Below are 25,684 nucleotides of genomic sequence, written 5' to 3'. Positions count from 1 at the left end.
GAGATATGGCGAGATACGTGATTCAATACACTCACAAGAAGGAGGGTTCGAGTACAACAGCCTGGTCAACGCAACCCGTTACAGCCGAGTCCGAAACATCCGCGCAATTGCAAGCTGAGGAAATTCTTCGCAACCGGCATCGGGGCGAGATTGTTCAAATTATGAAGGTGGAAAGGCGATAGATTGTCAGTAATACATAAAGCGAATTGGCGCACGGGCACGGCACACGATGCCGAGCGCTTGCTGTAGCTGCCGGATCAACGCCGATAAGTTCGCGATGCTCGCCGCCGAGTACGTCACGCTGCGCGTACCGTCGCCCTGGGTGTAGGAGAACGACACGCCTTGCGCGCCCGTCGCCAGTCTCAAATAAGCAGCCTGCGCTGCGGCCAGCGCGGCGGCGAGTTGGTCGCGCGTCATACCGTCAAAGATCGAGACGGACGGGCAACACGGGACAAGGGGCGCGCACATGGCGGTTAGAATCTTCGGCGGTTGCTATTCAGTTCGGGGGTATTGATGCAAGACGGCATAGACAGGGAACTACTCAAAACGCTGCGCGATATGGCACATGTGGATAGTCTCGCTTACCAGTTCGAATCATTCAAACATTTAGCCATCGCTAACGGCGCGGGCCTGGCGCTTTGCGCGGGCATCATGGCGAGCAAATCGGAAGGCGTAGCCACGGTTACGGCCCGCGTCGCGATGTTGTGTGCTTTAGGTCTGGTTATCGCTATTGCGCTTCTTGTATGGCGCTGGATATGGGGCACCCGTGTAGCGCGCGGGTTGCTCGATCTGTATCTCGCCGCCGAGACGCGCACCGTTTCACGCGCCGAGGTCGCGGCCCTGGCGTTGTCGCGTCGATGGGCGTGGATACCTTACGCGCTCGCCGGGCTTTCCCTTGTGTGCTTTTTCCTCGCCGTCTATATCGCTTCGTTGGCGGTCCGTTAGGCGAGTTGCGAAACGAGCGCGCGCGAGGCGCGCGCGGTGCCGGGCGTTGCTGCGTTCGCGTCACCGTAGGCAAGCGCGGCGCGTTCGGTGAAGGCATTCAAGCGCAAACCGAAATGCAGTAATCCGCACAACGCACCATACGCGTACACGCGTGCGTCGAGCGCTTCATTGGCGCGGCCAGGCGGCAACTCCCACACATAGAAGCGGTGCCCGGCCTGTTCTTTCACGGTGATCCGTTCGGCGGTCAACTGCGCGTAATAACCCATATCGCGGTCGGCGGGAAAGTGACAGTAACCCGGCCCCGGCTTGTCGAGCGCGAGCCGGTCGCGCAACGAGTCCTTAGCCGCGTTCACGCCAAGTATGACGGGCCGGTAAGTCGCCTTCGTGCGTCGCGTGGGCTTCTTCGTCGGCCACACGGGCGAACGCTGGCCGGTCCGCGCGCTTTCGCCTTTGATCGCCCATACGCGGCGGCCTATGCGTTCCTTCGCGAAGGCGTACACCGCTTGCGTAGCGTGGCCGCCTGAGTCGATACATGCGGCCATGATCTGAAACGGCCGTCCATCGTCGCGGCGATATGTCTGCATCAATGCTTGATCGACTTCGCGCCATAGGTCCGGCGTCGCGGGGTCGCCTTCAATGACTTCATATGCGATGCTCCATGATTCCTCATCGCGTCCCCATCCAACGACTTCCATTTCCACGCGATCAGCCTGTACGTCGATACCGGCCGTCAACACGCCGACACCGGCCGGGACTTCGCCCGCCCATCGTTCCGCGCGAGCGGCGAGCGCTTCGAGCTTCACTTCCTTACCCGCGTGAATGCGATACGGAAGCCCCGCCTGGGTGTTGTACCAGACTTGTTTTAGCGTTTCATCGCCGCGCGCGGCTAACCACTTCATCGCGATTTCGGCGGGCCGATCCTTCGCCCAGGGGCTATAGAGTTTGCTTGCAGTAAAACCCGCGTGCCGGTTATCAACGGGCCACGCGCCGCATTGCGGGCACCGCGCGCGATAGACGGCGTGCAGATCAGACGCCCACCAATCCCACACGGCCGACACGGCCACGCCGGGTTCGGCGTTCGCATCGAGCGCACGCCATGCGCGCTTATAGTCTTCGAGCGGTTCGCGATGCGCGCCGCAACAGGTGTACGGCGCGGTCTGGTGCCAGCGCACCGTCGACAACGCGTGCAAGCGCTGCGCTTCACTCCACGCCGCGCCGCACGCCTCGCAATAGATGCGCGCCGTCTTCGGCAAGTGGCGTGATTCGTCGGCCGGATCGCGCGCCCATTTCACATGATCGAAGAAAGCCAGGAACGCCCGATGGCCGCAATGCGGGCACGCGACAGACGCGCGGCGTTGGTCGGATTCCGCGTAAGCCGATGCAATGCGGCTCTGTTCTTCGATCGTTGGCGAACAGGCGCGCACTGATAGCCAATTCGCAAACGTCGCGGTACGTTCCTCCGCTAAAGCAATCGGTTCGCCCTCGCGTGTCAACGGGTACTTATCGACTTCATCGGCCAGTACGATCCGCACGGGACGGCGCGCGAGGTTGTCCGGCGAACCCGCGCCCGCGAGCGCGAGGAAGCCGCCCGGAAACGATTTGAACAATAGCGTTTCTTCGGCGTTACGCATTCGCCGCGTGCCGATCAAATCGCGCAGTACGGGCGTCGCGCGCACCATCGGCGCGATACGTTCCTTGCTGAACTGTTCGGCGGCGTCTTCCTTCGGCTGCAATAGCAGCATCGGGCACGGGTCCAGGTGCGCGAAGAAGCCTATTACGTTTTCGAGCAATGACGTTTTAAGTAGCTGCGTTGCCACCATTACCGATATGACGTGTACGCCTGGTTCGGTGACGGCCAGCATCGGCCCGCGCGCGACTTCTACCGTTGCCGTACTCCACTGGCCGGACGTGCTACCGGCTTCGCGCGCGAGTTGCCGGAAGCGATCGGCCCACGCAGGCACCGACAGGTGCGGCGGCGGCGTAAGCCCGCGACGAGCAGCGCGGCGCAGTCTGTCACCTTGCGCTGAGTTACCGCGCTCCATGATTTGCTGCTGACGTGACGTGATAAAGTCCGCACCGTTCTATTCGACTAGCTTCACGTAGAGCGTGCCGTTAGCTATCCAAATATTCAGAAAGTGAAAAATCGAAGAAGTACTGTCTTTTTCGTCGCAATGGCGGCCGCTGGTTTATGGTCGGCTTGGACTATGTATGACTATCTCACCGGTCCGTTTTTCTGTCCGCTAGGCCATACAGTTAAAGTCACGCGCGAGCGATGGAAAACGCTAGGCAGCAGGCGATATAAAAGGCAGATGAAAACCTACCGCGATCAGATCGCCTGCACATGCACGAAAGATTACAAGTCGTACCTGTGCGACGATATTTACCCAGTTCCAAACGACGTTTCGGAGTTGCATCTGGAATCTACGGATACCCTTTTTTCAGATATAGCCACGAACGCTGTTAAGCAGTGCATGAGAGAGAAAGGGTATGAACCAGTCGTCCGAGACGAATGGGAGTGTAGTTACAGTAACTGGAGGTAAGTTCCGCATCCAGTGCTCTCAGTTCTTCGCCGACACCGGCCTTCGAAACTGTATGTCGGGTTCCCCCAGGGTCAGTAACTGACTACGAACATGTGCAACGAGCACGTCGCCGAGCCGCTCCACGTCTTCGAAATCGAGGTCGGCCGCGATCAGCGGTGCAACGCGCGCGGGCCAGTTGAGCCACGCATCGCGCACGCCCCGGAACAGGTCGAATACGGTTTGTTCGGCTTCCGCCAGGTCGATAACCGCGCCGGACTTGATCGAGTATTCAAGCTGGCGCAGCAGAGCCAAATAGTTCTCTTTTATTCGCAACGCATCCGAGTAAGACGCGCCGTTTAACACCCGTTCGGTGACGGCGGCGGCCTGTTGCTCAAACAGGCGCAGCGCTTCGTCAACGCTCGCGCGCGTGTCCGCATTCGCGGCGGAAGTGTCCGCATTCGTGGCGGCCTTCGTGCGCCGGTTCGCGCCGGGTGGATTCGCCCCGCGTTGCGCGTTTGACTTGCGCCACGCCGTACCAGCTAACGCCGGATCAATCGAGCCATCGGGGAACGTGCTTAGGCGTCCTTCCCCGATGCCACGCCTAACGAGTTTGTCGTCGCATCCGTCGAGCCGCGCAAACTCGCGCAGGGAAACGCCCATGCGTGCGGAGTGTGGAATTCGCGCCGTCATTTGACCGCTAAACAAAAAGTTGTTTACGCAATCGACCTAGTGCCGCCTATGCTTCTGCAATCAAAGTAGGAGTAGAGAATATGTTGACCGCTAGCAGGAAGATCGACGGCCAAAAGCTTTACGCGTTTCAGGCCGACAAGATAGATGCACCGTTTGCGTGTCCAACGTGCGATACCGAAGTCGTTCTACGAAAAGGCCACATCAAGGTTCACCATTTCGCCCACAAGCCACCCGTTACTTGCTATCGAGGTCAAGGCGAGACAGTGGAACACATGCGCTGCAAATTGGACGTTTTCAATGCGCTAAGCCGGGCCGCAGGTGTTCAGTCCGTCGAGTTAGAGAAGGATTTCGGCGGTTCGGTCGCCGACGTGTTCGCCCGTATTCGTGGCGTACCTGTCGCGATCGAAGTACAGCGAAGCAAGCTGAGCGTGAGCGAAATAACGCGGCGCACCCTCGCATACAACCGGCTAGGGGTGTACGTACTATGGATCGCGCTTCCTCGCGCCGACCTGCGTACGAAGAGGATTAGCGCCAACGCCTGGGAAAAGTGGTGTCATGCGGCGTACTACGGGAACGTGTACTACTGGCGCGATGGTGCAACGTTTGAGGCGTTCCACCTTGGCGACCACTTCATCCACGTTCCTTCAAGTTCTTGGTTCGAGGCGGGCGGCTACGAACAACCAGCGGGCGGCTACGATCGACGTTCGAAGCGCTGGCGTACTCCTCAACTTCGCGGTGCGTTCGATCTTGCGACGGACTTCGTACCGAAAACGCGAGGCCCTTACTCGAAGGGGTCCGTGCATGTTCCTGCTTGCCGTATCTACACAATGCCCTGACGACACGCGCGAAACGGCATTTGGCGCGGACACCTTTGGGTCCTATGAGCTAGCGTAAAGCCGCGAGTCTTCGCGCCCGCACAGCATTTTGTTGCCGAGAAGTACCTTTTGATGAAATTTTAGGCACTCCGCGCGGCATTGAGCGGCCCCGGCCGCCTGTCGGAACGCGGCACCGCAGATCAACGAAAGTTCAGATTAGCCCGCCTGGTTGCACTGCGCGAAAGCGGCGTGTTATACATTCGCCGTCGCTGCCGTAGACAACGGCGGCCGGGTTTGGAAGCCCGTCACGTAACACCCCGCACGCCCGAAAGGGTGTGCGGCTGTCATTGCACGTCTGTTGCTTTCATCAATGGGCGGGCCTTGGCGGGGGAGCTTCGGCTCGCCGGTTTGGTGTTACGTCCGGTCTTCCAATCCTGCCAATGGCCCGCTCACCCGTAAGGGCGTTGCGGGCTCCCTACTGAGAGAGCAGGAGCACGTAATGACTGGATCAACAAAAGCAAAGCAACAGGCATCGGGCAAGGCGGAACCCACACAATACGAGCAGGTGGCAATGTCATCGTTGCGTATCTGCGAGAACTACATTACGCAACTTCAAGATATCGCGGCGGTCCTCGCCACGGCGATACGACGCCCCGCGCTAACCCAGGCCGAACAAACTGCGCAGTTACGCGTGCTGCGTGGCACGCTTGCGATTGCCGAAAAATATACGTCGGATGCCGAAGCGGATTACACCTTGTTCGCCACGATCGCGCAGGATGCACGCGGGCTTCCAGCGGTCCATATGACGCCGGGCGATGCGGCGGGATTGCTCGCCGAGCGCGCCGTCGATATGGTGAAAGAGAACACGCCGCGCGCACGCGCCGCCCGCACGAAACACCACGCGCCCGAAATGCGCGCGTAGATCGACCATGCAACGCCGCTAACCCTTCGCCGCGAGCCAGGCGAGTTCATGCGCCAGGATCGCGGGGTACTTGTCGGCGATGGTCTGCGCGAGCGCCTTCTGTACCGCGTCATTGCTCAACGCGTCCGGTATCGAAGGCCCGTACAGTTCGCGAATTGGAAGGCCACTCATGTACGAGCGGCCGTTCTTCGTGATGAGCTTGTGGCCCGTTCCTTCGCGCTCGAAAACGCCCTTATGGCCGTTCGGCATCGTTGCAATGAACGCATGCCGTAGCAGTTTGCGGCCGTTCTTCACGCGCACCGATACGCCGCGCTTCGTTTGCGTCGCGCCGTAGTTAATGAGTGTCACGGGCGCACCCGTTGCGCGCAGCGTCACCGATAGACGGCCAGGCGTCGCGCGCTCGATCGAAAACGATTTTTTGATCGCGCTCGCTTTGATGTTGTAGCCGCTCGCGCGTACCGCTTTCGATGCGCCTGTACGCGCCTGCGCGGCGGTCTTGTTGAGCGCGCGCACGATCGCGCGTATTTCGTCCTTCGGGTTCGCGCCCGCCGTGATTTCGCGTGTGGTCGCGAGTAAAGACAGGCCGGACACGGCTCTTAGTGAATGCGTCAAGTTGCCCGCGCCTGGGCGTCGTTTGCCACATCCGCAAGCCTGGCGGCGTTGGTGTCCTGGTCGGCCACGGTGCCCGCCTCGCGTAACAGGGCATCGATGCGCGCGCTTGCGTGATCGAAGCGGCCGGCCGTTTGTCGGTTACCTACCAAATCCGTTTCGATGATTGCAGCGTGAGCCGCTACGGTGTCGCGATGCACGCCGCAGCGCTCCGCGAGCGATACCGCCGTTTCCTTCGTGCGCGTGAGCACGTTTGCAATGAGCGCGCGATGCAAGCGTTCATTCGCCGCACGTCCCGCGAGCAATGGCGCGACGTGCGCGAGCGTGGCGCGCATGGCTTCGTTCCACTCCGGGTTCGGGAACGTGCCCGCGCAGCACCGCGAGCCGCACGAACATTTGAGCGAGCGCGGCGCATACGCAATCACGATCAGCGCACGCGGGAGCGGCGCGAGGCGGTCGAGTTGGCGACGCACGCGCGCGGCCTGGGCGGTCGCATCGGTCCCCGTGAGCGTTGAAGCGGACGGCACGCCCTGGTGCAGCACGGCGAGGGAAGACAAGCCGCCGCGCTCAACGGCATGGCGTAGTGCGTCTCGCAAGGCGGCGGCATGACTGGCGTACAGGTCGCGCATGGTGAGCCATTCCGGGAATTCGAGGATTCGACAGGCGCAGAAATGACAAAGCCCGCGTTGCGCGGGCTTCAGAAATTCGGGACAAGTTCCGACCATCCGAATAAATCGCCATATTAGGCGGTAACTGCCGAATGTCAACCATATTCGACAAGAATCAGCAAGCATCAAACCCTAATTTCGGACCCGTCTCATATCGACAAGACGCCCAGGCGCGAGAGTATCGCCCCCCGCAGGCGCATTTTGGCTTGCCTGGTTGCTGGTCACATTCGGCCGGTAGGTCTCAATTCGTGGAGATTTGAAAATGGTGGAGAAGCAGGAACGAAAAGCCACGAAATACGCGTTTGCAACGATCGGTGCGCGCACCGAACGCGGCGGCCGGGTTACGTCGGGTTCGGGCAACAAATATTGCGGGCTTCCCATCGCGTGCGTTGGCGATATCGTTACGTATGCCGATGGTAGCGAAGCCGTGATTATGAACGGCGCAGGATACGCGGTCGTTATCGGCGGAAGTTCTGCCGCATTGGTTGGTAGCAGTTTGAGCAACGGCGACCGGATCGTGGAAACCCCGTGGGGGCATCTTGATTCGGGTCTGCTGATTCGGGATGGAGAAGAACCGCCCGGCTTGTTCGATGCGGATTGGTGGCCGCCCGTGAGTGAGCCGCCCCATCGCTTCGCGGTGCGTGGGGCGACGACGCCGCGCGGCGGCGTCTTGCTCGAAGTGACAGGCGAATACGAAGTAAGAGACGTGGAACGACGTGCTGCGCGAATTGGTGATTTCGTCCAGTACCCGGACGGTAGCCGCGCACGCATCATTACGGGCGTCGGCATCGCAGGCGACACGAAACACGCTTACGGTGTCGTCGGCAGTCTGCTAGATAACGGCGATTGCATCAATGACAGTCCGCATCGCGAACCCCGTACATCAACCATTTTTGTTCCTGTCGATGAACACGGCGTCGCATTGTTAGAAGCGTAATGGAGTCTCTGTGAGAGTTGCAATTGTGCGTCATGGAGACGCCACTACTACGCGCGGTCACGTGTTGGCATTCAGCGCTGAAATTCACGATAACGGGCGAAAGGTCGCGCTATTTGGCGATCAGGCAACATGCGGAAATTGCCCCGGTCTATGGAAAATAGCCGGAACTGGCGAGGGCGTCGGCGAAGGTGTGCGAGCCGTCGTCGTCAATGGCGATTACGTACTGTGCCCATGCGGAAAGAATCGCACGCTTGCTGGTGCGGATGCGGGCATGTTCATGGAAATCCACGTCGACGCCATTAGTAAGGTGCCCCGCGCAGCGACGCACGATTCTTCAAATGGGTTAGCTAATCAGTGGATCGCGTTTAAGTTGAGCGAGCCCACAAGCTGCGCGGGGCTTCGATGCGTTGCGCACTTCGAAGATGGAGATACGGACGTGGGGACGTTCGACGCAAACAATACGGTACGTTTTGAGCGGTCCGATAACAGCAACCTATGCAAGCGATTGGAGTTAATGCCGCGCGAAAGCACCACTGGGGCCGCTTGCGTTACACAGAGTCTTCTGGATGCGATAGGAGGCTAATAAATGACGGAATATTTCTATGCCGCAGTCGAGGACGATCCGCTCACAAGCGGCGGTTACGTGTGCGCAACTGGGCGCGCCGGTACGATCCAAGGCTAAGACGGCAAACGCCGACGCCTGGCGTTTATTGGCGATCCTGCGTATTGCAATGCGTGTGCGACGACCGGACGAATTATCGGCGGCGCCAACACTAACCGGCGGATGCGCGATCTAATGGAAGGCGGGCGTCTTCAGGCAGTCGGCGGCGATTGGGTTGTGTGCAAATGTCCATCGCATCCGCAAATCATCGCTAGGTATGGCCGTAGTTGGCGAATCACCGATCAAAGCGATGTGCAAGCAATGAGGAAATCAGTCACGACGGAAGATGCTATCTCCGTATTCGCAGGAGAGCACTGGATTGGATTCACACTTGCGGAGCCGGGAAAGTTCGAGGGACTGCGTTGCGTAGCGCATTTTGCAGATGGTAGCCAAGCGGCCGGGTCCATCAACGCAAACAACACCGTGCGATTTGAACCGGTAAGCAACGGCGATGAATGCGTCAGAATCGAATTCACGATGGACGAAAGCCAGGACGTTACTGGTTCAGTTACGGAATCCATACTTTCGGTAATCGCGGGTTAGATATAACAGGAGCAACAATGTTTGGCAGTCTTGTAGCAGACGGGAATCCTACATCCACGGGCGGCGTTGTGATTGCGCGTAGCGATTCATTCAATGAGCAAGGCAAAGCCTATGCGCGCAAGGGAAACCTTGCGACGTGCGGAAATTGCAAAGGAGGATGGCCGATATACGGTACGGCCAGCAATTGGATGGACGGCGGCCAACCGATGGTCAAGGGAGGTGATCGCGTGCTATGTCCTTGCATGAAAAATTTCGTTCTTTCGGCTGGGTCGTCAAACGCCTTTTACTCGGATGCGAAAAATGCCCTCCCCATGGCTAGTCCTGTTAGCGGTTCATCCACTCATTGGATTGAATCTCGGCTGACAGATGACGACAACTGCGCAGGGTTGCAATGTGTGGCGCATTTCGCGGACGGCTCTAGCGAGTATCAAACATTTAACGCAAGCAACACGGTTCGATTCGAGCGTGCCGACAATGGGAACGCCTGCGCCCGTATCGAACTGTTGCTGGACGATCGCGCGGGTGTGTCCGGGTCTGTAACAGAGTCAATTCTTTCAGCAATCGCAAGGTAAGCATGTCAGAAGTACAATCAAATAAGCCCATCGTCTTTCATGGCCCGTTTCGAACCAATCAGGAGCATTCCTTACCCTCGCAAATCTTTCAGTCTGCGGCCGACAGTTACATGGAAGTAGCGAACCGAATTGCAGTCGATATGATTAGCGACAACTCGGTGCGAAAGCAGTACCAAAGGCACATTAAGATCATTTCAGACGACGTTAAGGCGCAAGTAGCGAAAGGAAAGATGACGTCATTGGAAGGAGCGCAGTTCTGCAACCAGATGCGCGACCAACTATTCGCTGAATATCGAAAATGGACTTCGGCGCAGGGCGTGGCAGAGGCTGAAGCCATCAAACTCAAGGCTCGCGGATTCGATTACTACCTGAACAAGTACGCGCAGGAAAGCTATCACAGACCTTTTGCCGAATTGTCGCAGACGGAACGCGGCACGGTCTATTACAAGGTGATTGAGGCAGCAGGCCGAGATAACGCGAAAGTGACGGCTAAGGCTGAGCGTTTGGTGCGGCGGGCTAAAGTAATGATCCTTATCACCGCCATTCTTGCCGTATGGGAGATTACCAACTCGAAGGACAAAATTCGGGAAGCCGCACGTCAAGGCAACATCATTGCGGCGGGGATGATTGGCGGGGCTATTGCAGGCGGTGCAGTTTCCTTTATATGCGGTCCTGCGGAACCGATGTGCGCGATAGCGACAGTGGCAATTGGAAGTAACGTGGGCGGAATGGTCGGCCAAGTAATTTCTGATATCTACGAAGACGAATTGCAGTTCTTCAATAGTTTTGTGTGGCATTGAAGGAGATATAAATGCGAGAAGTTTGCGTATGGATCTTATTAGCGGTTTGCATTCTCGCGCTATCCTGCCTATTCGTTGCTATGTTTAACGAGCGCCTGGCGACGATGGAATGGTGGCTTGGTGATGAGGAGGCCGACGAGCGCCCGCGCGGTCGATTCGCATTTATTCGATCGGAATGGTTCTTCTACACGTCTGCCGCTATATTCCTTGCGTCGTCGATTGCCCTCGTTTCTCTGTTGAAGTAATTGCGTGAACGAGAAAGAAAGCCCCGTTTCGACGGGGCTTTTTGTTTGCGCGTGGCGCGTCAAAACGTTACCGGGAAGACGCGCAAGCCGTCGCCGATTATCTGCGACTCCGCGAAATCCCCCGTTCGGCCCTTGTCTTCGACCAGGAGCGCGTGAAGGTCTTCGAGCGCGACGATTCGGCCCGCTCCGCTTTCGTTAGCGCTCTTTCTGCCAATCGTGCATAATTCATATGGCTGCGTCCGCAGGCAGCGCGCGCGCACTATTTCGCGTGCAAAGCGAATAACGATTGCGCGATCTACCGGCGCATTGCCGGGTTCACGAAGGAACGATACAACTTCGCCGCTAGTTGGCGAATCGAAGTCATCGAACGGTTTAGACATATCAGGCTCCAAGGGTTGAGTGAGCAAGCAGCCTAACGCGCAACCCAGACGATTCACGTCCTGATCCGCTATTCGAGTGTTAATCGTTTTTGTTCCCGCGCCGTGTCGGCGTGATCGAAAAGCGCGCCCTGGCGGTGAGCGTCGTTGATACGCTCGCACGCGCGCTCGAAATGCACCGGGTCCAGTTCGATTCCGACGAAGCGCCGCCCGGTCTGCATTGCTGCAACGCCGGTTGTGCCGCTTCCCATAAACGGATCGAGAACCAACGCGCCAGGCCGAACGACGCGCAGCAATTCGCGCATCAACGCCACCGGCTTCTGCGTGACGTGGACACGATCGCGCGGCGCGGTGCATTCGTAGAAGCCCGGTATGGTTTCGGCCGCTGCGTCAACTGCCATCGGCCCCGCAGAGCCCCATATAACGTATTCGCATTGCGCCGTGAAGCGCCCGAGTTGCGGCCGCGCATCGGGCTTGCACCAGGGCACGATACCGCGCCATATCCACCCGCCCGATTGCATGTAATCGGTTGACGCCGGGAGTTGCCGCCAGTCCGTAAAGAACATGCCAACGGCACCGAGCTTGCACGCGCGCAACGCTGCCGCCGACCAGAGCGCGGCCCAATACTCGAACGCGCGCTGATCGCGGTTATCGCCGCTGAAATCGGGAAGTGACTGGCCCGCCGATCCGCTTTGAATGTACTTTTTGCGCGTATCGAGTACGCGATCCGAACGGAACTGCCCGCCGCTCGAATAAGGCGGATCGCATAAGAGCGCGTCTAGCCCTGATAACGTAGGCAAGATCGCGAGCGCATCCGCGTTATACAGCGTGGCCGGGCCGATCGTGACGGGCTTAACGTCGATCATGTTCGAGCGCCCGGATTGCCGTATCGATCGCCTGGTCTGCATCCGTCTTGCGAGTGAATTCGACGCCGCCGAAACATACGGGCAAGCCGACATCGAAGAACGCGCGATAGCGTCGCGCGTCGGCGGTTGCCGCGTCGCGTTCGCGCTCGAAGCGTTCAAGCATGATGCGCGACGCAAAGCGCGAGGCCGACAGGCCGCGCGTGAAGCCGCGCGCTTCGGCATCATCGACGGCGCACGCGCGGCCGACCGTTAAGCCTTCCTTGTAGCCTTCGGCTTTGGCCGCGCGCAGTTGTGCAACGTTGAGCCGGACAACGGCGTTAGCGTTTCGCTTCATGGTCTGCGCGTGCCTCTGTTTGCTGTTCGCGTATCCAGTCGAGCGCGGCGCGGTGCGCGTCGAGGTACGACGGCAACGGATGCCGCCCGGATTCGAAGCCTTGCCGATACGAGCGGCCGATCCACGCGCGTAAGTGATTCGGCAAGGCGTGCCAGTGTTCGCGGCATCCCCACCGATCGAGGGGCACCATTCGGCCGCAATCCGGCCAGGCGCAACGATGCGCAGCGTTTTGTATCGTCGCCATGTTCGCGTTACTCCGGGCGGAACACTTCAGAGAAAATCTCTTTGAGTTCGTCGCCTTTGCAAAGGCGGCGGCCGTACCAACGTTCGGCACGCTGCGCGCATTCGTCGGCGACAGACGGCCACGGCCAACGACGGCGCAGCGCTTCCGCCCTTACCAAATCGCCGAGCGTTTTTGTGCGCGGCTCGATTGCCGTTTCGACGTGCTTAGTTCGCTTCGTCACGGGGCATCCCCTTAATGTTCTTCACTGTGTTGCAGAGCCGGATCGGGTGGCGCAGAGCCCGCGAGTGCAGCACGCGCCAGTCGCGCGATGCTGCGTAACGAGTCGGCGCACGGGTGCGCTTCGGCAATGTCACGAATCAACGCCAGCGCTTCACGCGCTCGCGTCAAATCGTGCAGCGCTCGCGCGCGTATCTGGTCCGCATGGAGTACCCGCGATTCACGTTGTTTCGGGTTCACGATTGGCCCCCGGCCGCGACGATCGCGGCGTCGTCATTCGCTGCTGGCAAGAAGGTCCGCGATATGTGCCGCCAGATGCGGCCGTGCAAGATTGCCGATATGGTGGATTGGGAAACGCCGAAATCCCTTGCCAGGTCTGCGCCCGTGTGGCCGTACCTTGTGCGAACGATGATTTCTCGAACTGCGTTCTCGCTTAACTTCGCGTGAAAACACGCCTCGCCGCGTTTGATCTTCTCCGGGTGCGCTTGGAAAACCTGGCGATGCTTGCGCGCCATATCGCGCATGTTGGCGGTCTTGTCGCCCAGGAAAAGGTGATCGGGATTCACGCACGCCGGTACGTCGCAATGATGCAAAACGTCTGCGCCCTGCGGAATAGCGCCGCGATGCAGTAGCCAGGAGGCGCGATGCGCGCGCATAACGCATCCGTGTATCCAAATACGGCCGTAGCCGCGTCCATCATCGGCAAAGGCGAAAATCCAGCATCCGCAGATCGGAATACGTTCCACGCGAAGCATTAACCGCGTCATCGCGCTATCAGCCATGATCGCACCACAGTTCGCATTGTTGAGCGCTCAACGGCTCAACGATGATTTCCGCGCGCGGGTTCGTCTTGTCCAAGGCTTTAAGAACGTGCTTTTCCCATACGGCGCGGTCGTTGCGACATACGCCCGCTTGAATGAGTACGCGCACTTTGCCTGTAGTGGTCTTACGCCACGCATAACGGTCTTGCAGCACGTCCAAGATTAACGATTCGTCCAGGTCCGGCCGATTGCTCGCATAGTAGATTCGGAGTGTCACGCGCACCGGGCCGGTAAGCCGTTTGCGGCATTCGACCGGAATCTGAAGCAGAGCGGCGCGCTCGAATGCGAGTGCATCTTGTGGCTTGATCGAGCGCGGATGCTCGCGCACCTGGCCGTCCAGAGCCCGATATCGATGCGTCACAATCGCGCGTGAGTTGGCTTTGGAGTAAGGCTGACCATGTATTGTGAAGGCGACTTTCATTGCGGTTTCACCTTCCACCGGTCGCCGTGAGCGATGTTCGAAATCGTCGTTCTTGAAACGCCGTATTCGTCGGCAAGATCGCAATTTCGCTCGCCGTCCCTTAGGCGTTTGCGGATCGCCGCTACGTCTGTCGCCTTTAGCTTCGCCATCGGATGCGTGTCGCCAGGATGCGCCCTAAACCCTGAACGGCCTTTCCTTACCCGATCAGCAACGTTATCGAGGTTTGTTCCGAGGAACAGATGCGCCGGATTTATGCAGGCGGGATTGTCGCAACGATGCAAGACGTGCAGACCACCCGGAATATCGCCTCGATAGAGCAACCAAGCGGCGCGATGCGCGCCGATCTGCGGACCGTTGACACGGACAACCCCATACTGTTGGTTCCGTCGATCATCTCGCGGTGGACCGGTCCAGAGCCAGCAACCCGACATTGGCTCAGGCGTAACGCGAGCTTCGAAGCGAGCGAGCAGCGCCGCATCGCGGCGTATTGTGAGTGCGCTCACTTGCTGCCCCGTGCCGATGCGACACGCGCGGTGTGTTGCTCGATGCTCGCGTTATGGAATGCAGCAAGCGCCCGGATATGCGCGCTGTGCAACGGATTCGATTTCGAGCAGGAAAGCGCTTCGAGGTAGTCGGCTACACCGTCGAGCGCTGGCGCGGGTTGATGCTTGCGCCGGTCCTGGCGCATCGACTCGTACACGGCGGCCGGATTCACCTGTACGCCAACGGCGGCAAGGCGTTCCGCGTGACGGAAAATGCGCCCGTGCAGATCGTGCGCGAAGTCTTCGGGGCAGAGTGTTTGCCATACGCCCGGATGCAGCGGTTTCCCTTGCAGGACCGCGCCGAGTACGTGCTGTTCGCCGCGCGTGCGGTCGTCGTCTTCGAAACGGATCATGATTGCGCCTCGCTTTCAGTAGGGTTTGTTTCCATCGGTTCGTCGTCTTCACCAGGGACACGCGACGGCATGAGGCCGGCCGCCGTGCCGCCGATGCTTTCCAGCGCCGCGCGCCAGCGCGCGCGTTGTTCGTCGGTTGCATTCGCGACGTATGCGCGGCCGGTCTGCGAGCGGATCGCATCAAGCGCGGCGCGCAGCGCTTCGGGCGGCGGCGCGTGCGTCGGCTTTCGTGCGATGCCGTCGAGCAGTTCGAACGCCCACCGAGGCGAAAGCACCCGCGCCGCGATCGGTGCCAGCGTCGCGCGCATTCGTGCCACGCAATCGCGGCTAGGAAGCGGCGCGCGCCTGGTCACGGCTTCGGGCGTTGCATCGCGCGCCATACGCTGCAACTCCGCGCGTGCCGCGTCGTGCAGGTAGCGTTCAAGCCGCGCGAGCCATTGCGACACGATCGGGCGGCCTGGGCGGTACGGCGACGCGTCCAACTCGCACGGCATCAGGTCGGCGCATTGCGCGTCGAGTAAGCGTTCCTGCACCGTGCGGTACATGCGCGGCCAGCCGTCCGTACCGATCGAAGCACGCACGTCTACCGTTGCCAGGTACACCGCGCGATGCTTGCGAATCACGCGCGTAATCGCATCGTTGGCGCTTGTGTCGGCGTCGAAGTGGCAATAGCACCACCATTGCCCGGCGCGGCCGATGGTGCCGACAAGCGGGCAACCAGGCACGCCGCAAAGCCTCCAACGCGCATCGCGCGGGGTCGCTTCCGTCTGCGCTTCGTCGTCCATGTCTGCCCCTGGTTGCGGTCTGTCAGTGCAGCCGGTCGCGGCCGTGTTGCGCCGCTTGAATCCGCGCGATGAATGCCCGTGCGGATTCGCCCACGCGTGCTTCGCCTATGCCGAGGTCACGCGCTAACGCGTTGAGCGCGGCGTGGTCGAGCGTCCACAAGCCCGCGCCGTCGCGTGCAGCCGTGGCGCGTGGCGGGCCGTGTGCGTTGCGCGATCGGTCGCGTTCGCTGCGGCACCAGTTGCGCCAGGTCGCGGCCCAGTCCCGTTTCGCGGCGTCCGCACCGGCTTTCGCGTGCCAGTAGTCGGCGAATCGCGCGGCGGCTTCGCGAACCTGCGGCGGCGAAAATTCGCATTCCCGCATCGCCCACGCGGCCCACGCTTCGGGCAAGGTCCAGGCTTCGGGCAATCGTGCGCCGCGCGAATCGCGTTTTTCGCGCGGCTCTACGGGTAAAGCTGGCGATACCTTCGAACGCGAGTGCCGGGATGAACCCGATGAACCCGATGAACCCGGCGTACATGTGTCGCCAATGTCGGTACACGTCGCACCGTTGGCGTGACGTGGTACGGCAATGTCACGGCGTGCCCTGGTACGGGGCTTTGCGGCGGGCGCGCATGGCGGAATGACGCTTTCCGGTTCGTGCGGGTGCGGGCGTTGGTGTTTGGTCCAGTTGGTGATTTCGACGTATCGCGCGCCGTCCACCGCATAGCGCGCGATAAAGCCCGTGCCTTCGAGCAAGTCGAGCAAGCCCTCGACGTCCGCTTCGGCGTCGTAAGGCAAGATTTCCGCGTGAATGCGCGCGGGCCGGTCTTCCAGACGTCCGGCACGATCTGCGATCGTCCACAGTCCCGCGAACAGAAGACGCGCGAGCGGCGGCAACTGGCCGAGTACGTCGTTGGTGAAAAACTTCGCTTTAAGCATCCGAGCCCGCGCCATGTTCGCCCCCTACGCGATGGGGCGCGACGTGGCGCGCTGGATCGGGCGCGCAAGCGGCATCGGGGCGCACGCCGCGCGCAGGTGCGCAATACGCATGAGCCGGGCGGCCGTGGTTTCATTACCGCGCAACGGCGGCGGATAACCTGCGGTAGCCCTGCGCCCATTGCCGGGCGCTTCACATTTGGCCGCGTGTTTCATAACTCGCCTCGCTTAATGTGCATTCGCGCAGGTGTTGAACGATATACCGAAGATTGGTTAATTCAAGCTGGCAGATTTGCCATAAATCCCGCATCTAAAGTACAGTGCGATCCAGTGCCGTTTTTAAAAAGCCAGTGCGATCCAGTGCTATCCACTCCAGTCCAGATTTACAGAAGTCAAGGATTCGGAAAATATTTTTGACGGACAGATAGCCCAATTAGGTGTATTCCCTTAATTCGCATTACCGCACTCGCACAATCAAACCGAATTTAATCGTACAAACCATCGGCGTCCGTGGTCGCAACAAGGTTCGCCCGCAAGCCGGCACACGGCGGGGATTCCTGGGCAGACGCCGAATTCCGGCGACGCTATTTGATTGTCTTGTGGCCTATGCGCAATAAACGACGATTGCGGCGCAACAAGGTTAAATACTGTTCTTTCCCTTTAAATTTTTAGCCGTTGAAAATCACGGGCGGCGAACTATGCTGCATTTCCATTCCTACACGAAACATGAGCGTCATGAAAATCGACTTTAGCGGCCGGTCGGTAATATCGTATCGCCCGGTATTGCGAAATATCCCGAAGCAATTACGCCGATCATGGATAGAAATGAGAATGCGCTATTCAACGCCGCGCGTGAATATCGGTTGCGCCTGGGTGCCGCCGTCCGTCCGTCGTAATTGTCCGCGTCTGCAATAAGGAGGCGTTATGCGAATCACGATCGAGGCAACCGACGATGTTGTCGAACTGACGCGCGCCCGCGAGTGCATCGACGCGATGATTGCGCCGCTCGCGTCACGGCCCGCAGCGGTCGAAGCGAGCGCGCGCATTGAAGCGCTCGCGCTTTCGGCGCGTTCGCGTAACGCGCTTTTCGTGGGAAACGTAATGACGGTTGCGGACTTGTGCCGTTGCACGCGTGACGATCTGCTACGCCTGCGGTCCTTCGGCCGAACTTCATTGAACGAGGTTACGGCCGCGCTGGCCGCGCGCGGGCTTTGCCTCGCCACCGACGAAAGCGAGGTAGGCCATGAATGATGCCCGCGCCGCCTGGTTAGAGCAACGCCGTAGCGGTGTCGGCGGAAGCGATGCCGCGATTGCGTGCGGCCTGCATCCGTATATGTCCGCGCTCGAACTGTATTACGACAAGACGGGCGAAGCGGTCATCGAGCGCGAAGACACCGAGCGTATGCAGATGGGGCGCGCGCTCGAAGACGCGATAGCCGACGTGTTCGCCGAGCGTTACGACGTGAAGCTACGCCGCCACGCGATGAAGCGGCACGCGCGTTACCCGTGGATGATTGGCAACCCGGATCGGGTCATCGAAGGCGCGCGGATCGGCCTGGAAATAAAGAACGTGGACACGTTCGCGCATCGCTTCGGTGAATGGGGCGAACCGGATACGGACCAGATACCGGAACCGTATTTTCTGCAATGCCTGCACTACGCAACGATTTTCGACTATCGCGAATGGCACCTGGCGGCCTTGGTCGGCGGCAACCGGCTTACGCGTTACATCGTGCGCCGTGACGACGCCGAACTGGAAGAACAGTTGATCGAAGGCGAACGCGAATTCTGGCAATGCGTCGAGCGGCGCGAGCCGCCCGAAATGGACTACGCGCGGTCGGGTGCAATCGCGCTTATCAAGCGCCTCTATCCAGGCACGAACGGCGAGGCGATCGAGCTACCCGCCGATATGGATTACTGGCACAACGTACACCGTCAATCGGCCGATCTGGCGAAAGAGTACGCGGGCGTCGCCGATGGCGCAAAGGCGCACATTCTGCGCGGAATGGGCGAAGCGTCCATCGGCCGCCTGTCGAGCGGCGGCGAGTACCGCCGCAAGATCGTGAAGAAGCCGGGCCATACCGTCGAACCCTATAGCTATATCGACTTCCGTTTCTCGAAGAAAGGAGCGAACGATGAATGACGCGCGAAACGACGTAACAGTTACAAACCCGTTCGGGAGCAGCGCGCCCACGCAAACGGGCGCACTTGTCGCGGCCGAACAGTCGAAAGCGATTGCAGAAGTGCAAGCGGCCTTGTTGATCGCGCGCACGCATCCCCGCGATCCACGGCGCGCGGTCGATCGCATCCTGCAAGACTGTATGCGGGCATCCCTTGCCGAAGAAGCCACCTACGAATATGCGCGCGGCGGCAACGTCATAACCGGCCCGTCGATCCGGCTTGCGGAAACGATCGCGAAGCGATGGGGAAACATGGAGGCCGGGGTCAAGGAGTTGAGCCGCACGAATGGCGTGTCCGAGTGCATGGCCTACGCCTGGGACTATGAAACGAACTATCGCGACGTTCGAACGTTCACCGTGCGGCACTGGCGCGACACGCGCGAAGGCGGTTACGCGCTCAAAGACGAACGCGACATATACGAGGTGATCGCGAACAACGGCTCGCGCCGTAAGCGCGCCTGCATTCTCGCGCTTATCGACGGTGACGTGGTGGAGGCCGCGCTAACGCAATGCAAGGCGACGCAAGCGGCCGAAGTGGACATTACCGAAGAACTGATTGCGAACATGGTTGCGCGCTTCGAAGCGTTCGGCGTGACAAAGGAAATGATCGAAGTTCGCATACAGCGTCGCCTGGGCGCTATCACGCCCGCAATGGTCGTATCGCTGCGCAATATTTATAACTCGCTGCGCGATGGTATGAGCGCCCCCGCCGAATGGTTCGATATGCCCGCCGACGATCCGGCCGCGAACGTCACGGCGGCGGCCGACACGCGCGCCGCGTCCGTGAAATCGCGCATGAAAGCGCGACGCACGACACGCACCGCACGCGCTGCCCAGGCCGCGAATGATTCGGACGCGCACGACGATAGGCCACCCGATCAGGACCAGGCCGCGCCAACGTATGCGCAGATCGCGGACGCATTGCAGGGAGCAACGACGCTCGATGCACTTAACGAAGCGGCGGACTTGATACGCCGCGTGAGCGACGAGAAGCAACGCAACGAGCTTGCGCAACTGTACAGCGCGCGCGCTGCGGACTTTGACCAAGGAGAGTGAAGAAATGGGCTATCTAGGCGAAACGTGGAACGCATACGATCAAACGCTCGCGCTTGCGTCGTGTTCGAATATGCAACGACACTCGATGCGCGTTGCGTACTATCTGGGTGTACGGGCGATGCTTGATGCGATATGCGAGTCCGGCGAACTGGATCAACCGCAACGCGTCGAGTTCATCAAAGACGTTGCGCGCGAGTGGCACGACTTCCAGGAAGCATCCACCGCCGAAGCGGTCGAATGGATGGGCGGTTTGATCTTCGGTGACGCAAGCGGGTGCGGCCAATGATTGAGTTCGCGCGGCATCCGACGAAGATTGCGCATATCAATGTGCGATCTGAAACGCACGGCGACGAAGAAGTTATCGCCGTCGATCTGAAACTAACCTTTGAGCTACCCAATACGGTATTGGACGTTCTAAGCCCGTCGCTTCGCGCATCGTTGTTCGATGCGGCGAATGATCCTGATATTTTCGCGGGTGACGAAGGGCCGCCGTTGACGCGCATACGCCATCCGCACCTGGGCGTATTGCGTTGGTCCGAGACGTGGCGCGCGATGCGCCTACATCTGCATACAGGCGCGAAACCGCGCGACGATCTGGCGTTCGATGCCGTGACGTTCGGACGGCTTACGATGCAACCGCGTGAAGGCGGTACGGTCGTTTTTGGCGCGCGCCCAGGTGCATCCGCGCACCGAAGCCGTGGGAGCAAAACTGTTGACGTTGCTTAAACGCGAGATACCCGCGACGCTCGATGCGAGCGAGGCAACCGACGAAGACGAAGCCGACGCGTAATTCCACTATTGCGAAGTGATACCGGGCCACGCACCGAGCGCGAGCCCGGCCGCTGCACTGGAGAAACCGCCATGAACGCCGCCATGCGTGCCGACGTTTTCCCGCCCGCCATTACGACGCCATCGAGGAAGACGGCGAAGGATGCGCCGCCAATGACGATTGATGAATTCTGCAAGCGCTATGCGTTGAGCCGTTCGCATTACTTCGAGTTGAAGCAACAGGGGCGCACGCCCGCCGAAATCAGGGTCGGCCGTAAGGCGTTGATAACGGCGACCAGTGCCCGCGAATGGGAACGGCGGTTGGAGACGGAACAGAAAGCTATGTGAACGGGCGACACAAACGCACGAGCGCACTATAACCGGAAATAAGAAGCCCGCCCGCGCAGGGCTTCGGCGCTAGCGCGGGTACGCGCAAAAAAGACGGTAAGGCGCAGTACTGCCTTGACGATGACGTTACAGCTTATTAAGGTCGATCTTGTAACCAGCGGCCCGAAGTTCCTTAGCAACTTCATATCTCCAATGGCCTGCAGGATCGATCTTAACATATCCCACCCCCAATATATCAGAGGGTATTTCAACCCCATCTTCATGCAAGGCACAAACGCGCGAGCGCTGTAGTCGGCCTACAAAATAGCCTAGTTCCAGAATCACATTCTGACGTGCGCGCTTGTGAAGATTGTTATTGTCCTTCCCGCCGATATCATCGCCGGTCATTAACACAATCGCGAAGCCTACATCTGCGCTGTCCTCAAACTTCTCGATGATGGTGCGTCCTTGATTCGCCTGTTCAGAAAGGATTACGGGCCTCAAACCTAATGTTTGAAGGAGTCGAGCAACCGCTTCTTTAATTGCATTGTCGTGCCCATGCACGATAAAAATTTCATCTGAGAAAGTTGTGGGGCTTTCCGAAACCGGACGCGATGACTGATCGAGTGCCAACGAGTCATCCAGATCGAACAGAGGTAATCGTTCACGTACTGATGTCAACCGTTCAATCCGCTTTTTGAATTCTCTCAAATGTTCGCGTATTTCACCAGGTATATCACGACCTGACCCCATTGTTATGAACATCGGCCCGATATAAAAGTAGTCGTATTTCTCCTTTTCTTCGTCGGTCGTGAACATCTTACGCAACAACGTGTTGTTGTAGTCGTCCCATTGATTAAATTCAGCCTTGTGCCGGTCGAGATCGCCCGACGAACCGATACTGTGGCTTAGAAGCGTGTCACCGGCCTGAATTCGATCTGTCAGCGCCGCCCGTGCATCAACGACGCTCATTTTTAATTTTCCAGGCTCACGCGGTGCCGTAACCGATGTTGCCTTAGTTTTTCTAGTTGCCATAAACCTAATTTTCTGAGTTTTTAGTTGATAATTGGGACCATCTACGTACCAAACCAAGCGGCATCGGCTAGCCGAAGCATTCGATTGCTATCGAAGCGGCTACTATCGCTGCATAGCTAAAATACTACCGCTACGCCAACGGCATCCTAAACTTTTCTCTAATTATTTTCATCTTTTCCAGCATAGCGGCCCGTGAGCGTAAGAGCTTTCCGCATTGACCGTACGTAACCTTGCCCAATCGGCGACAGTGGGCTCTTTACCTTGTAGAGAATGTTCACGCGGCGAGCCGTGACGTGGGAACGATCTGTACGATGTTCGGCCCCGTGAGTTGCAGCGCCGACACGGCGCGAAGGGTGTTGTTCGGCGCGAAGTGCGCGTAACGCATTGTCATTTGCAGCGTTGCGTGTCCCATAAGTTCCCGAACGATGTTGAGGTCGACGCCGGACTGAACGAGCCAGGATGCGAAGGTATGCCGCATATCGTGCCAGCGGAACGACTCGATACGCGCGGCTTTCAGGACCGCCGCAAATGATTTCTTCATGCACTGGATCGGCTCGCCGGACTCGCCCGCGAACACGTATTCACTTTCAGCATGGGCCAGCGGCTTCCACGTTATCACCACGTCATAGAGTGCCGCGTTGATCGGAATGCGGCGCAACTTGCCCGATTTGGCGTGTTCGTCCCGTACCGTAACGATGCGGTTCACCAGGTCGATATCGGTCCAGCGCAGGTTAAAGAGTTCCGACTTGCGTAGCCCGGTCATCAGGGACACCAGCACGGCCGGGCGCAGGGCGTCCACGAATTCGGTATCGCGCAGACACGGCATCAGCGGATTACCACGGCGGCGGCGGTGATCGTTCGCGCGGTCACGGGCGGCGCGCAGGTCGTTCTCGCGCGCCATCATGGCGGCATAGAAGCGCTTCGCTTCTTCGGGCGTGAGATAGCGCACCACGCCGGACGGCTCAGGGAGCATCCCTATTTTTTGCATTGGATGCGTTGAGAGAATTTCGCAATCGACGGCGTGAGTTAATAGCCCTTGCAAGGCGGTGAGTTTTTGATTTGTCGTAGCCTTCGCTAGCCCTCGCGCGAGCATGGCGGCGCGGCACCGTTCGAGCCGGTCGGCGGTGATCGTGTCCAGGGCTTCGTCGAGCAGATCGGGGAATGACTGCATGATAATCCTGGCGTTGGCGTCGCCGTGTTTGGCCGTCTTGCAGTAGGTCCGCAGGACGGCCGTATAGCTGTCTTCGAGGAAGCGGCGCAGCGTCGGCACGCCAAGCGCGGATTTGGCGATTTCGGTACGCTTGGCGCGGCGCACCGCCGTAACCGTGAGGGTATCGCCCTTGCGGTCGATAATCTCCGACTCACGCTTCGCCGCCTCGCGCGCGTCGCCGGGGTTCATGGCTGGCCAGTAACCGACCGTGCGGCGGCCCTGGGTGCCGTCCGGCTTGGTCCAGCGGTAGGTGTACGACGCCGAGCCGGTCGGCGTGACTTTTACGCCGAAGCCGCGCAGTTCGGAATCTTGAAACGCCTGGTACTCGCCCGTGCCGCGCAGGGCGCGCATGAAGTCGCGGTCGATCTTGAATCGTTGATGCTTGGTTCCCATCGTAAGCCCGTCCAGTAAGGTCTAAGGCGGTGCCGGATCAGGACAAGCCTAGGACATTTGCCGCCCTGGATTGCACTGGATAGCACCGGATTACACTGGACAAGGGAACCGGCTAAACCCTTGAAAAATAAGGATTCGCGTACTGTACTGGACCACACTGGATAGATTGATTCGCCCTCATAACCCGAAGGTCGTAGGTTCAAATCCTACCCCCGCAACCAAGCATCAACATCGCCCGTCAACGAATCAACAAAAAAGCCCGACACGTCACCAAGCGCGTCGGGCTTTTTGCTTTTCAGCGCTTCATTCAAGACGTCGTTTTTGATCCGGTTCATGACGCGCACGGCACGCTCGCGCGACACACGCCGATGTCAGAATGCAAGAGCGCATCGCCCTCATCATGCACACGGAGACCTGCTTACATGGACATCCCTCACGATCTGCAAATCATCGCGCATCAGGAGCGCTCGCTCGTGTTCCCGCAGTTTCACGCCGATGAAGCCTGGCAACTCGGCACGCAGTTGCGCGAGATGGCCGTGGCTCGCGACGCAGCGCTGGTGATCGATATCCGAACTTTCGGGCGTCAACTCTTTCACGTCGCGCTCGATGGCACCACGCCGAGCAATACGCGCTGGGCCGAACGAAAGGCGAGGACCGTCGAGCATTTTCATCGCAGTTCGTATGCGATCGGCTTGTCGCTTCAACAAGCTAACGCGACGTTCACCGAGAAATATGCGATGAGCCTCGAACAGTACGCAGTCCACGGCGGCAGTTTTCCGCTGCGTGTCGCGAATGCGGGCGTGATCGGCGCGGTGACCGTGTCGGGATTGCCGCAGCGTGACGATCATCAGTTCGTTGTCGAAGCATTGTGCGCGGTGCTCGGCCAGGACTTCAGCGCGTTGTCGCTCGGCCGCGCATAAAGCCTACATATCGATAAAAATGCGTTCATCCGCTTATGTGCTGCTCGCCATTGCGATCGTCGCGGAAGTCATCGCCACTTCCGCGTTGCGCGCCTCCGATGGCTTCACGCGTGCGATTCCCTCGGCCATCGTCGTGGTCGGATACGGGCTGTCGTTTTATTTGCTGTCGCTGACCTTGCGCGCGTTGCCGGTGGGCGTCGTGTATGCGGTGTGGTCGGGGGCGGGCATCGTGTTGATTACGCTCGTCGCCACGCTGCTGTTCAAGCAGACGCCCGATCTGCCCGCCGTGCTCGGCATGGGGCTGATCGTATCGGGCGTCGTGGTGCTGAACGTGTTCTCGAAGATGAGCGCGCACTGACCATCCTGCGCGCGTGAGGCTTGCGTTGGGGCTTATTTGCAGCGCACGATCATCGAGCGATTTTTTACGTTGGCCGAGATCACGTTGGTGATTCCGCCGCCCGTCGGTCCGCCTTCTTCGTTGTCTTTCGACACGATGTCGTAGCCCGTCGCGCCGCACTTTTTGCCCGCGAGCACATAGCAGCTTCCCCAGCTCGATCCGGCGTCCGCGCCACTGCAATTCACGGCATAGCCCGTCTGGCCGTCGGGCAAATGAATAAGCGATGCCTCGTTGGACGATGCGCATGCACCGAGCATCGCCAGACCGAGCGCGGACGCACACAGCGCCGTAACGCGCACGATGGCAGGCAAGAAGGGTCGGCGCGCGCGCCGATCGTTTCGATTCATCTTGAGCTTGACCTCGGAAAACGGCTGGACACGTCGTGCAGAGCGTGCAGAGCCAACGAAAACACGCACGCACGACATTTTTGGGATACGCATTGTCCCACACGCGCCTTACGCATCTCGTAAGCGGATGTGACAGCATCGTTTGCTGGCTCGCGGCTTGCGAGTCACCTTTTACCGCCTGATACAAATGATGCAATCGCCGCGATGAACTAATTGCTGTCGCGCACGCCCAAAAAAGATCGTTCGATCG

At 59.4% G+C, this 25,684-nt stretch carries 34 protein-coding genes; 14 read left to right on the top strand and 20 right to left on the bottom strand.

All coding sequences use genetic code 11. The features are described from left to right. Positions 1-186: 186 nt before the first annotated feature. Positions 187-417, bottom strand: coding sequence for a gpW family head-tail joining protein (gene gpW / locus P7F28_RS26110; RefSeq protein ID WP_277187668.1), 231 nt, complete (start codon positions 415-417; stop codon positions 187-189). Positions 418-513: 96 nt separating this feature from the next. Here gpW and P7F28_RS26105 point away from each other — a divergent pair, with 96 nt between their 5' ends. Beyond that, a complete protein-coding gene (locus P7F28_RS26105) occupies positions 514-945 on the top strand; it encodes a hypothetical protein (RefSeq protein WP_277187667.1) in 432 nt (143 codons plus the stop codon). Here the strand turns inward: P7F28_RS26105 and P7F28_RS26100 are convergent. Together P7F28_RS26100 and P7F28_RS26095 are read right to left on the bottom strand one after the other, a co-directional pair. Next, positions 942-2,987, bottom strand: coding sequence for a terminase gpA endonuclease subunit (locus P7F28_RS26100; protein WP_277187666.1), 2,046 nt, complete (start codon positions 2,985-2,987; stop codon positions 942-944). The genes P7F28_RS26105 and P7F28_RS26100 overlap by 4 nt on opposite strands. A 516-nt stretch (positions 2,988-3,503) precedes the next feature. Beyond that, a complete protein-coding gene (locus tag P7F28_RS26095) occupies positions 3,504-4,124 on the bottom strand; it encodes a hypothetical protein (protein WP_277187665.1) in 621 nt (206 codons plus the stop codon). Between the two features lie 110 nt (positions 4,125-4,234). Between P7F28_RS26095 and P7F28_RS26090 the strand changes: the two genes are divergently transcribed. Beyond that, entirely contained in the window at positions 4,235-4,990 is a 756-nt protein-coding gene (locus tag P7F28_RS26090) for a competence protein CoiA (protein WP_277187664.1), read from the top strand. A gap of 478 nt (positions 4,991-5,468) precedes the next feature. Further along, entirely contained in the window at positions 5,469-5,891 is a 423-nt protein-coding gene (locus P7F28_RS26085; RefSeq protein WP_277187663.1) for a hypothetical protein, read from the top strand. Positions 5,892-5,909: 18 nt separating this feature from the next. Here the strand turns inward: P7F28_RS26085 and P7F28_RS26080 are convergent, their stop codons facing one another. Both P7F28_RS26080 and P7F28_RS26075 read right to left on the bottom strand, forming a co-directional pair. Next, positions 5,910-6,503: a phage tail protein gene (locus tag P7F28_RS26080; protein ID WP_277187662.1), complete on the bottom strand. Its 594-nt coding sequence runs from the start codon at positions 6,501-6,503 to the stop codon at positions 5,910-5,912. After that, on the bottom strand, positions 6,500-7,129 hold the full coding sequence (locus P7F28_RS26075; protein ID WP_277187661.1) for a hypothetical protein: 630 nt from the start codon (positions 7,127-7,129) through the stop codon (positions 6,500-6,502). Before P7F28_RS26075 ends, P7F28_RS26080 begins: the two co-directional genes overlap by 4 nt. Positions 7,130-7,430: 301 nt before the next feature. On the opposite strand from P7F28_RS26075, the gene P7F28_RS26070 reads away from it, so the two are divergent. Continuing rightward, positions 7,431-8,105, top strand: coding sequence for a PAAR domain-containing protein (locus P7F28_RS26070; RefSeq protein WP_277187660.1), 675 nt, complete (start codon positions 7,431-7,433; stop codon positions 8,103-8,105). A 148-nt stretch (positions 8,106-8,253) separates the two neighbouring features. Here the strand turns inward: P7F28_RS26070 and P7F28_RS26065 are convergent, their stop codons facing one another. After that, complete coding sequence (locus P7F28_RS26065) at positions 8,254-8,394, bottom strand: hypothetical protein (RefSeq protein ID WP_277187659.1); 141 nt, start codon at positions 8,392-8,394, stop codon at positions 8,254-8,256. 932 nt (positions 8,395-9,326) lie between these two features. Here P7F28_RS26065 and P7F28_RS26060 point away from each other — a divergent pair. Both P7F28_RS26060 and P7F28_RS26055 read left to right on the top strand, forming a co-directional pair. Beyond that, complete coding sequence (locus P7F28_RS26060; protein WP_277187657.1) at positions 9,327-9,881, top strand: PAAR domain-containing protein; 555 nt, start codon at positions 9,327-9,329, stop codon at positions 9,879-9,881. Positions 9,882-9,883: 2 nt separating this feature from the next. Beyond that, on the top strand, positions 9,884-10,681 hold the full coding sequence (locus tag P7F28_RS26055) for a hypothetical protein (RefSeq protein ID WP_277187656.1): 798 nt from the start codon (positions 9,884-9,886) through the stop codon (positions 10,679-10,681). A 304-nt stretch (positions 10,682-10,985) separates the two neighbouring features. On the opposite strand, the gene P7F28_RS26050 is transcribed toward P7F28_RS26055, so the two are convergent. From P7F28_RS26050 to P7F28_RS26005, 10 genes are all read right to left on the bottom strand, one after another. After that, a complete protein-coding gene (locus P7F28_RS26050; protein ID WP_277187655.1) occupies positions 10,986-11,363 on the bottom strand; it encodes a hypothetical protein in 378 nt (125 codons plus the stop codon). Between the two features lie 11 nt (positions 11,364-11,374). After that, entirely contained in the window at positions 11,375-12,169 is a 795-nt protein-coding gene (locus P7F28_RS26045) for a DNA methyltransferase (RefSeq protein WP_277187654.1), read from the bottom strand. After that, complete coding sequence (locus P7F28_RS26040; RefSeq protein ID WP_277187653.1) at positions 12,156-12,503, bottom strand: hypothetical protein; 348 nt, start codon at positions 12,501-12,503, stop codon at positions 12,156-12,158. Before P7F28_RS26040 ends, P7F28_RS26045 begins: the two co-directional genes overlap by 14 nt. Then, the gene (locus P7F28_RS26035; RefSeq protein WP_277187652.1) at positions 12,487-12,693 is read right to left on the bottom strand and encodes a hypothetical protein; all 207 of its coding nucleotides are present in this window, start codon (positions 12,691-12,693) and stop codon (positions 12,487-12,489) included. The genes P7F28_RS26040 and P7F28_RS26035 overlap by 17 nt, the downstream gene beginning before the upstream one ends. A 506-nt stretch (positions 12,694-13,199) precedes the next feature. Then, entirely contained in the window at positions 13,200-13,745 is a 546-nt protein-coding gene (locus tag P7F28_RS26030; RefSeq protein ID WP_277187651.1) for an HNH endonuclease, read from the bottom strand. Beyond that, a complete protein-coding gene (locus P7F28_RS26025) occupies positions 13,738-14,205 on the bottom strand; it encodes a hypothetical protein (protein ID WP_277187650.1) in 468 nt (155 codons plus the stop codon). The genes P7F28_RS26030 and P7F28_RS26025 overlap by 8 nt, the downstream gene beginning before the upstream one ends. Next, entirely contained in the window at positions 14,202-14,708 is a 507-nt protein-coding gene (locus P7F28_RS26020; RefSeq protein WP_277187649.1) for an HNH endonuclease, read from the bottom strand. Before P7F28_RS26020 ends, P7F28_RS26025 begins: the two co-directional genes overlap by 4 nt. After that, on the bottom strand, positions 14,705-15,100 hold the full coding sequence (locus P7F28_RS26015; RefSeq protein WP_277187647.1) for a DnaB-like helicase N-terminal domain-containing protein: 396 nt from the start codon (positions 15,098-15,100) through the stop codon (positions 14,705-14,707). Before P7F28_RS26015 ends, P7F28_RS26020 begins: the two co-directional genes overlap by 4 nt. After that, positions 15,097-15,885, bottom strand: coding sequence for a hypothetical protein (locus P7F28_RS26010; RefSeq protein WP_277187646.1), 789 nt, complete (start codon positions 15,883-15,885; stop codon positions 15,097-15,099). The genes P7F28_RS26015 and P7F28_RS26010 overlap by 4 nt, the downstream gene beginning before the upstream one ends. A gap of 22 nt (positions 15,886-15,907) precedes the next feature. Continuing rightward, positions 15,908-16,804, bottom strand: a complete 897-nt coding sequence (locus tag P7F28_RS26005; RefSeq protein WP_277187645.1) for a hypothetical protein — start codon at positions 16,802-16,804, stop codon at positions 15,908-15,910. A gap of 921 nt (positions 16,805-17,725) precedes the next feature. Between P7F28_RS26005 and P7F28_RS26000 the strand changes: the two genes are divergently transcribed. From P7F28_RS26000 to P7F28_RS25975, 6 genes are all read left to right on the top strand, one after another. Continuing rightward, entirely contained in the window at positions 17,726-18,052 is a 327-nt protein-coding gene (locus P7F28_RS26000; RefSeq protein WP_277187644.1) for a DNA-directed RNA polymerase subunit alpha C-terminal domain-containing protein, read from the top strand. Continuing rightward, on the top strand, positions 18,045-18,944 hold the full coding sequence (locus P7F28_RS25995; RefSeq protein ID WP_277187643.1) for a YqaJ viral recombinase family protein: 900 nt from the start codon (positions 18,045-18,047) through the stop codon (positions 18,942-18,944). The genes P7F28_RS26000 and P7F28_RS25995 overlap by 8 nt, the downstream gene beginning before the upstream one ends. Then, complete coding sequence (locus tag P7F28_RS25990; RefSeq protein WP_277187642.1) at positions 18,937-20,037, top strand: hypothetical protein; 1,101 nt, start codon at positions 18,937-18,939, stop codon at positions 20,035-20,037. The genes P7F28_RS25995 and P7F28_RS25990 overlap by 8 nt, the downstream gene beginning before the upstream one ends. Positions 20,038-20,041: 4 nt before the next feature. Continuing rightward, on the top strand, positions 20,042-20,323 hold the full coding sequence (locus P7F28_RS25985) for a hypothetical protein (protein WP_277187641.1): 282 nt from the start codon (positions 20,042-20,044) through the stop codon (positions 20,321-20,323). Positions 20,324-20,677: 354 nt separating this feature from the next. Continuing rightward, positions 20,678-20,827: a hypothetical protein gene (locus P7F28_RS25980; RefSeq protein WP_277187640.1), complete on the top strand. Its 150-nt coding sequence runs from the start codon at positions 20,678-20,680 to the stop codon at positions 20,825-20,827. A 71-nt stretch (positions 20,828-20,898) separates the two neighbouring features. Continuing rightward, positions 20,899-21,153: a hypothetical protein gene (locus tag P7F28_RS25975; protein WP_277187639.1), complete on the top strand. Its 255-nt coding sequence runs from the start codon at positions 20,899-20,901 to the stop codon at positions 21,151-21,153. 126 nt (positions 21,154-21,279) lie between these two features. Here the strand turns inward: P7F28_RS25975 and P7F28_RS25970 are convergent, their stop codons facing one another. The 3 genes from P7F28_RS25970 to P7F28_RS25960 form a co-directional block, all read right to left on the bottom strand. Further along, positions 21,280-22,104 carry a nucleotide-binding protein gene (locus tag P7F28_RS25970; protein WP_277187638.1) on the bottom strand — a complete coding sequence of 275 codons (825 nt, stop codon included), beginning with the start codon at positions 22,102-22,104 and terminating at the stop codon, positions 21,280-21,282. 337 nt (positions 22,105-22,441) lie between these two features. Then, the gene (locus P7F28_RS25965; RefSeq protein WP_277187637.1) at positions 22,442-23,770 is read right to left on the bottom strand and encodes a site-specific integrase; all 1,329 of its coding nucleotides are present in this window, start codon (positions 23,768-23,770) and stop codon (positions 22,442-22,444) included. Positions 23,771-23,976: 206 nt separating this feature from the next. Next, complete coding sequence (locus tag P7F28_RS25960; RefSeq protein ID WP_277187636.1) at positions 23,977-24,105, bottom strand: hypothetical protein; 129 nt, start codon at positions 24,103-24,105, stop codon at positions 23,977-23,979. Positions 24,106-24,192: 87 nt separating this feature from the next. Here P7F28_RS25960 and P7F28_RS25955 point away from each other — a divergent pair, with 87 nt between their 5' ends. Further along, a complete protein-coding gene (locus P7F28_RS25955) occupies positions 24,193-24,690 on the top strand; it encodes a heme-degrading domain-containing protein (RefSeq protein WP_277187635.1) in 498 nt (165 codons plus the stop codon). Positions 24,691-24,709: 19 nt separating this feature from the next. Then, complete coding sequence (locus P7F28_RS25950) at positions 24,710-25,048, top strand: multidrug efflux SMR transporter (protein ID WP_277187634.1); 339 nt, start codon at positions 24,710-24,712, stop codon at positions 25,046-25,048. A gap of 32 nt (positions 25,049-25,080) precedes the next feature. Here the strand turns inward: P7F28_RS25950 and P7F28_RS25945 are convergent, their stop codons facing one another. Next, on the bottom strand, positions 25,081-25,434 hold the full coding sequence (locus P7F28_RS25945; protein WP_277187633.1) for a hypothetical protein: 354 nt from the start codon (positions 25,432-25,434) through the stop codon (positions 25,081-25,083). Between the last annotated feature and the right edge of the window lie 250 nt (positions 25,435-25,684).

The sequence above is a fragment of the Caballeronia sp. BR00000012568055 genome (assembly GCF_029439455.1).
Taxonomy (GTDB): domain Bacteria; phylum Pseudomonadota; class Gammaproteobacteria; order Burkholderiales; family Burkholderiaceae; genus Caballeronia.
The sequence above is the reverse complement of the archived record's forward strand: the minus strand, read 5'-3'. Positions and strand labels throughout refer to the sequence as shown.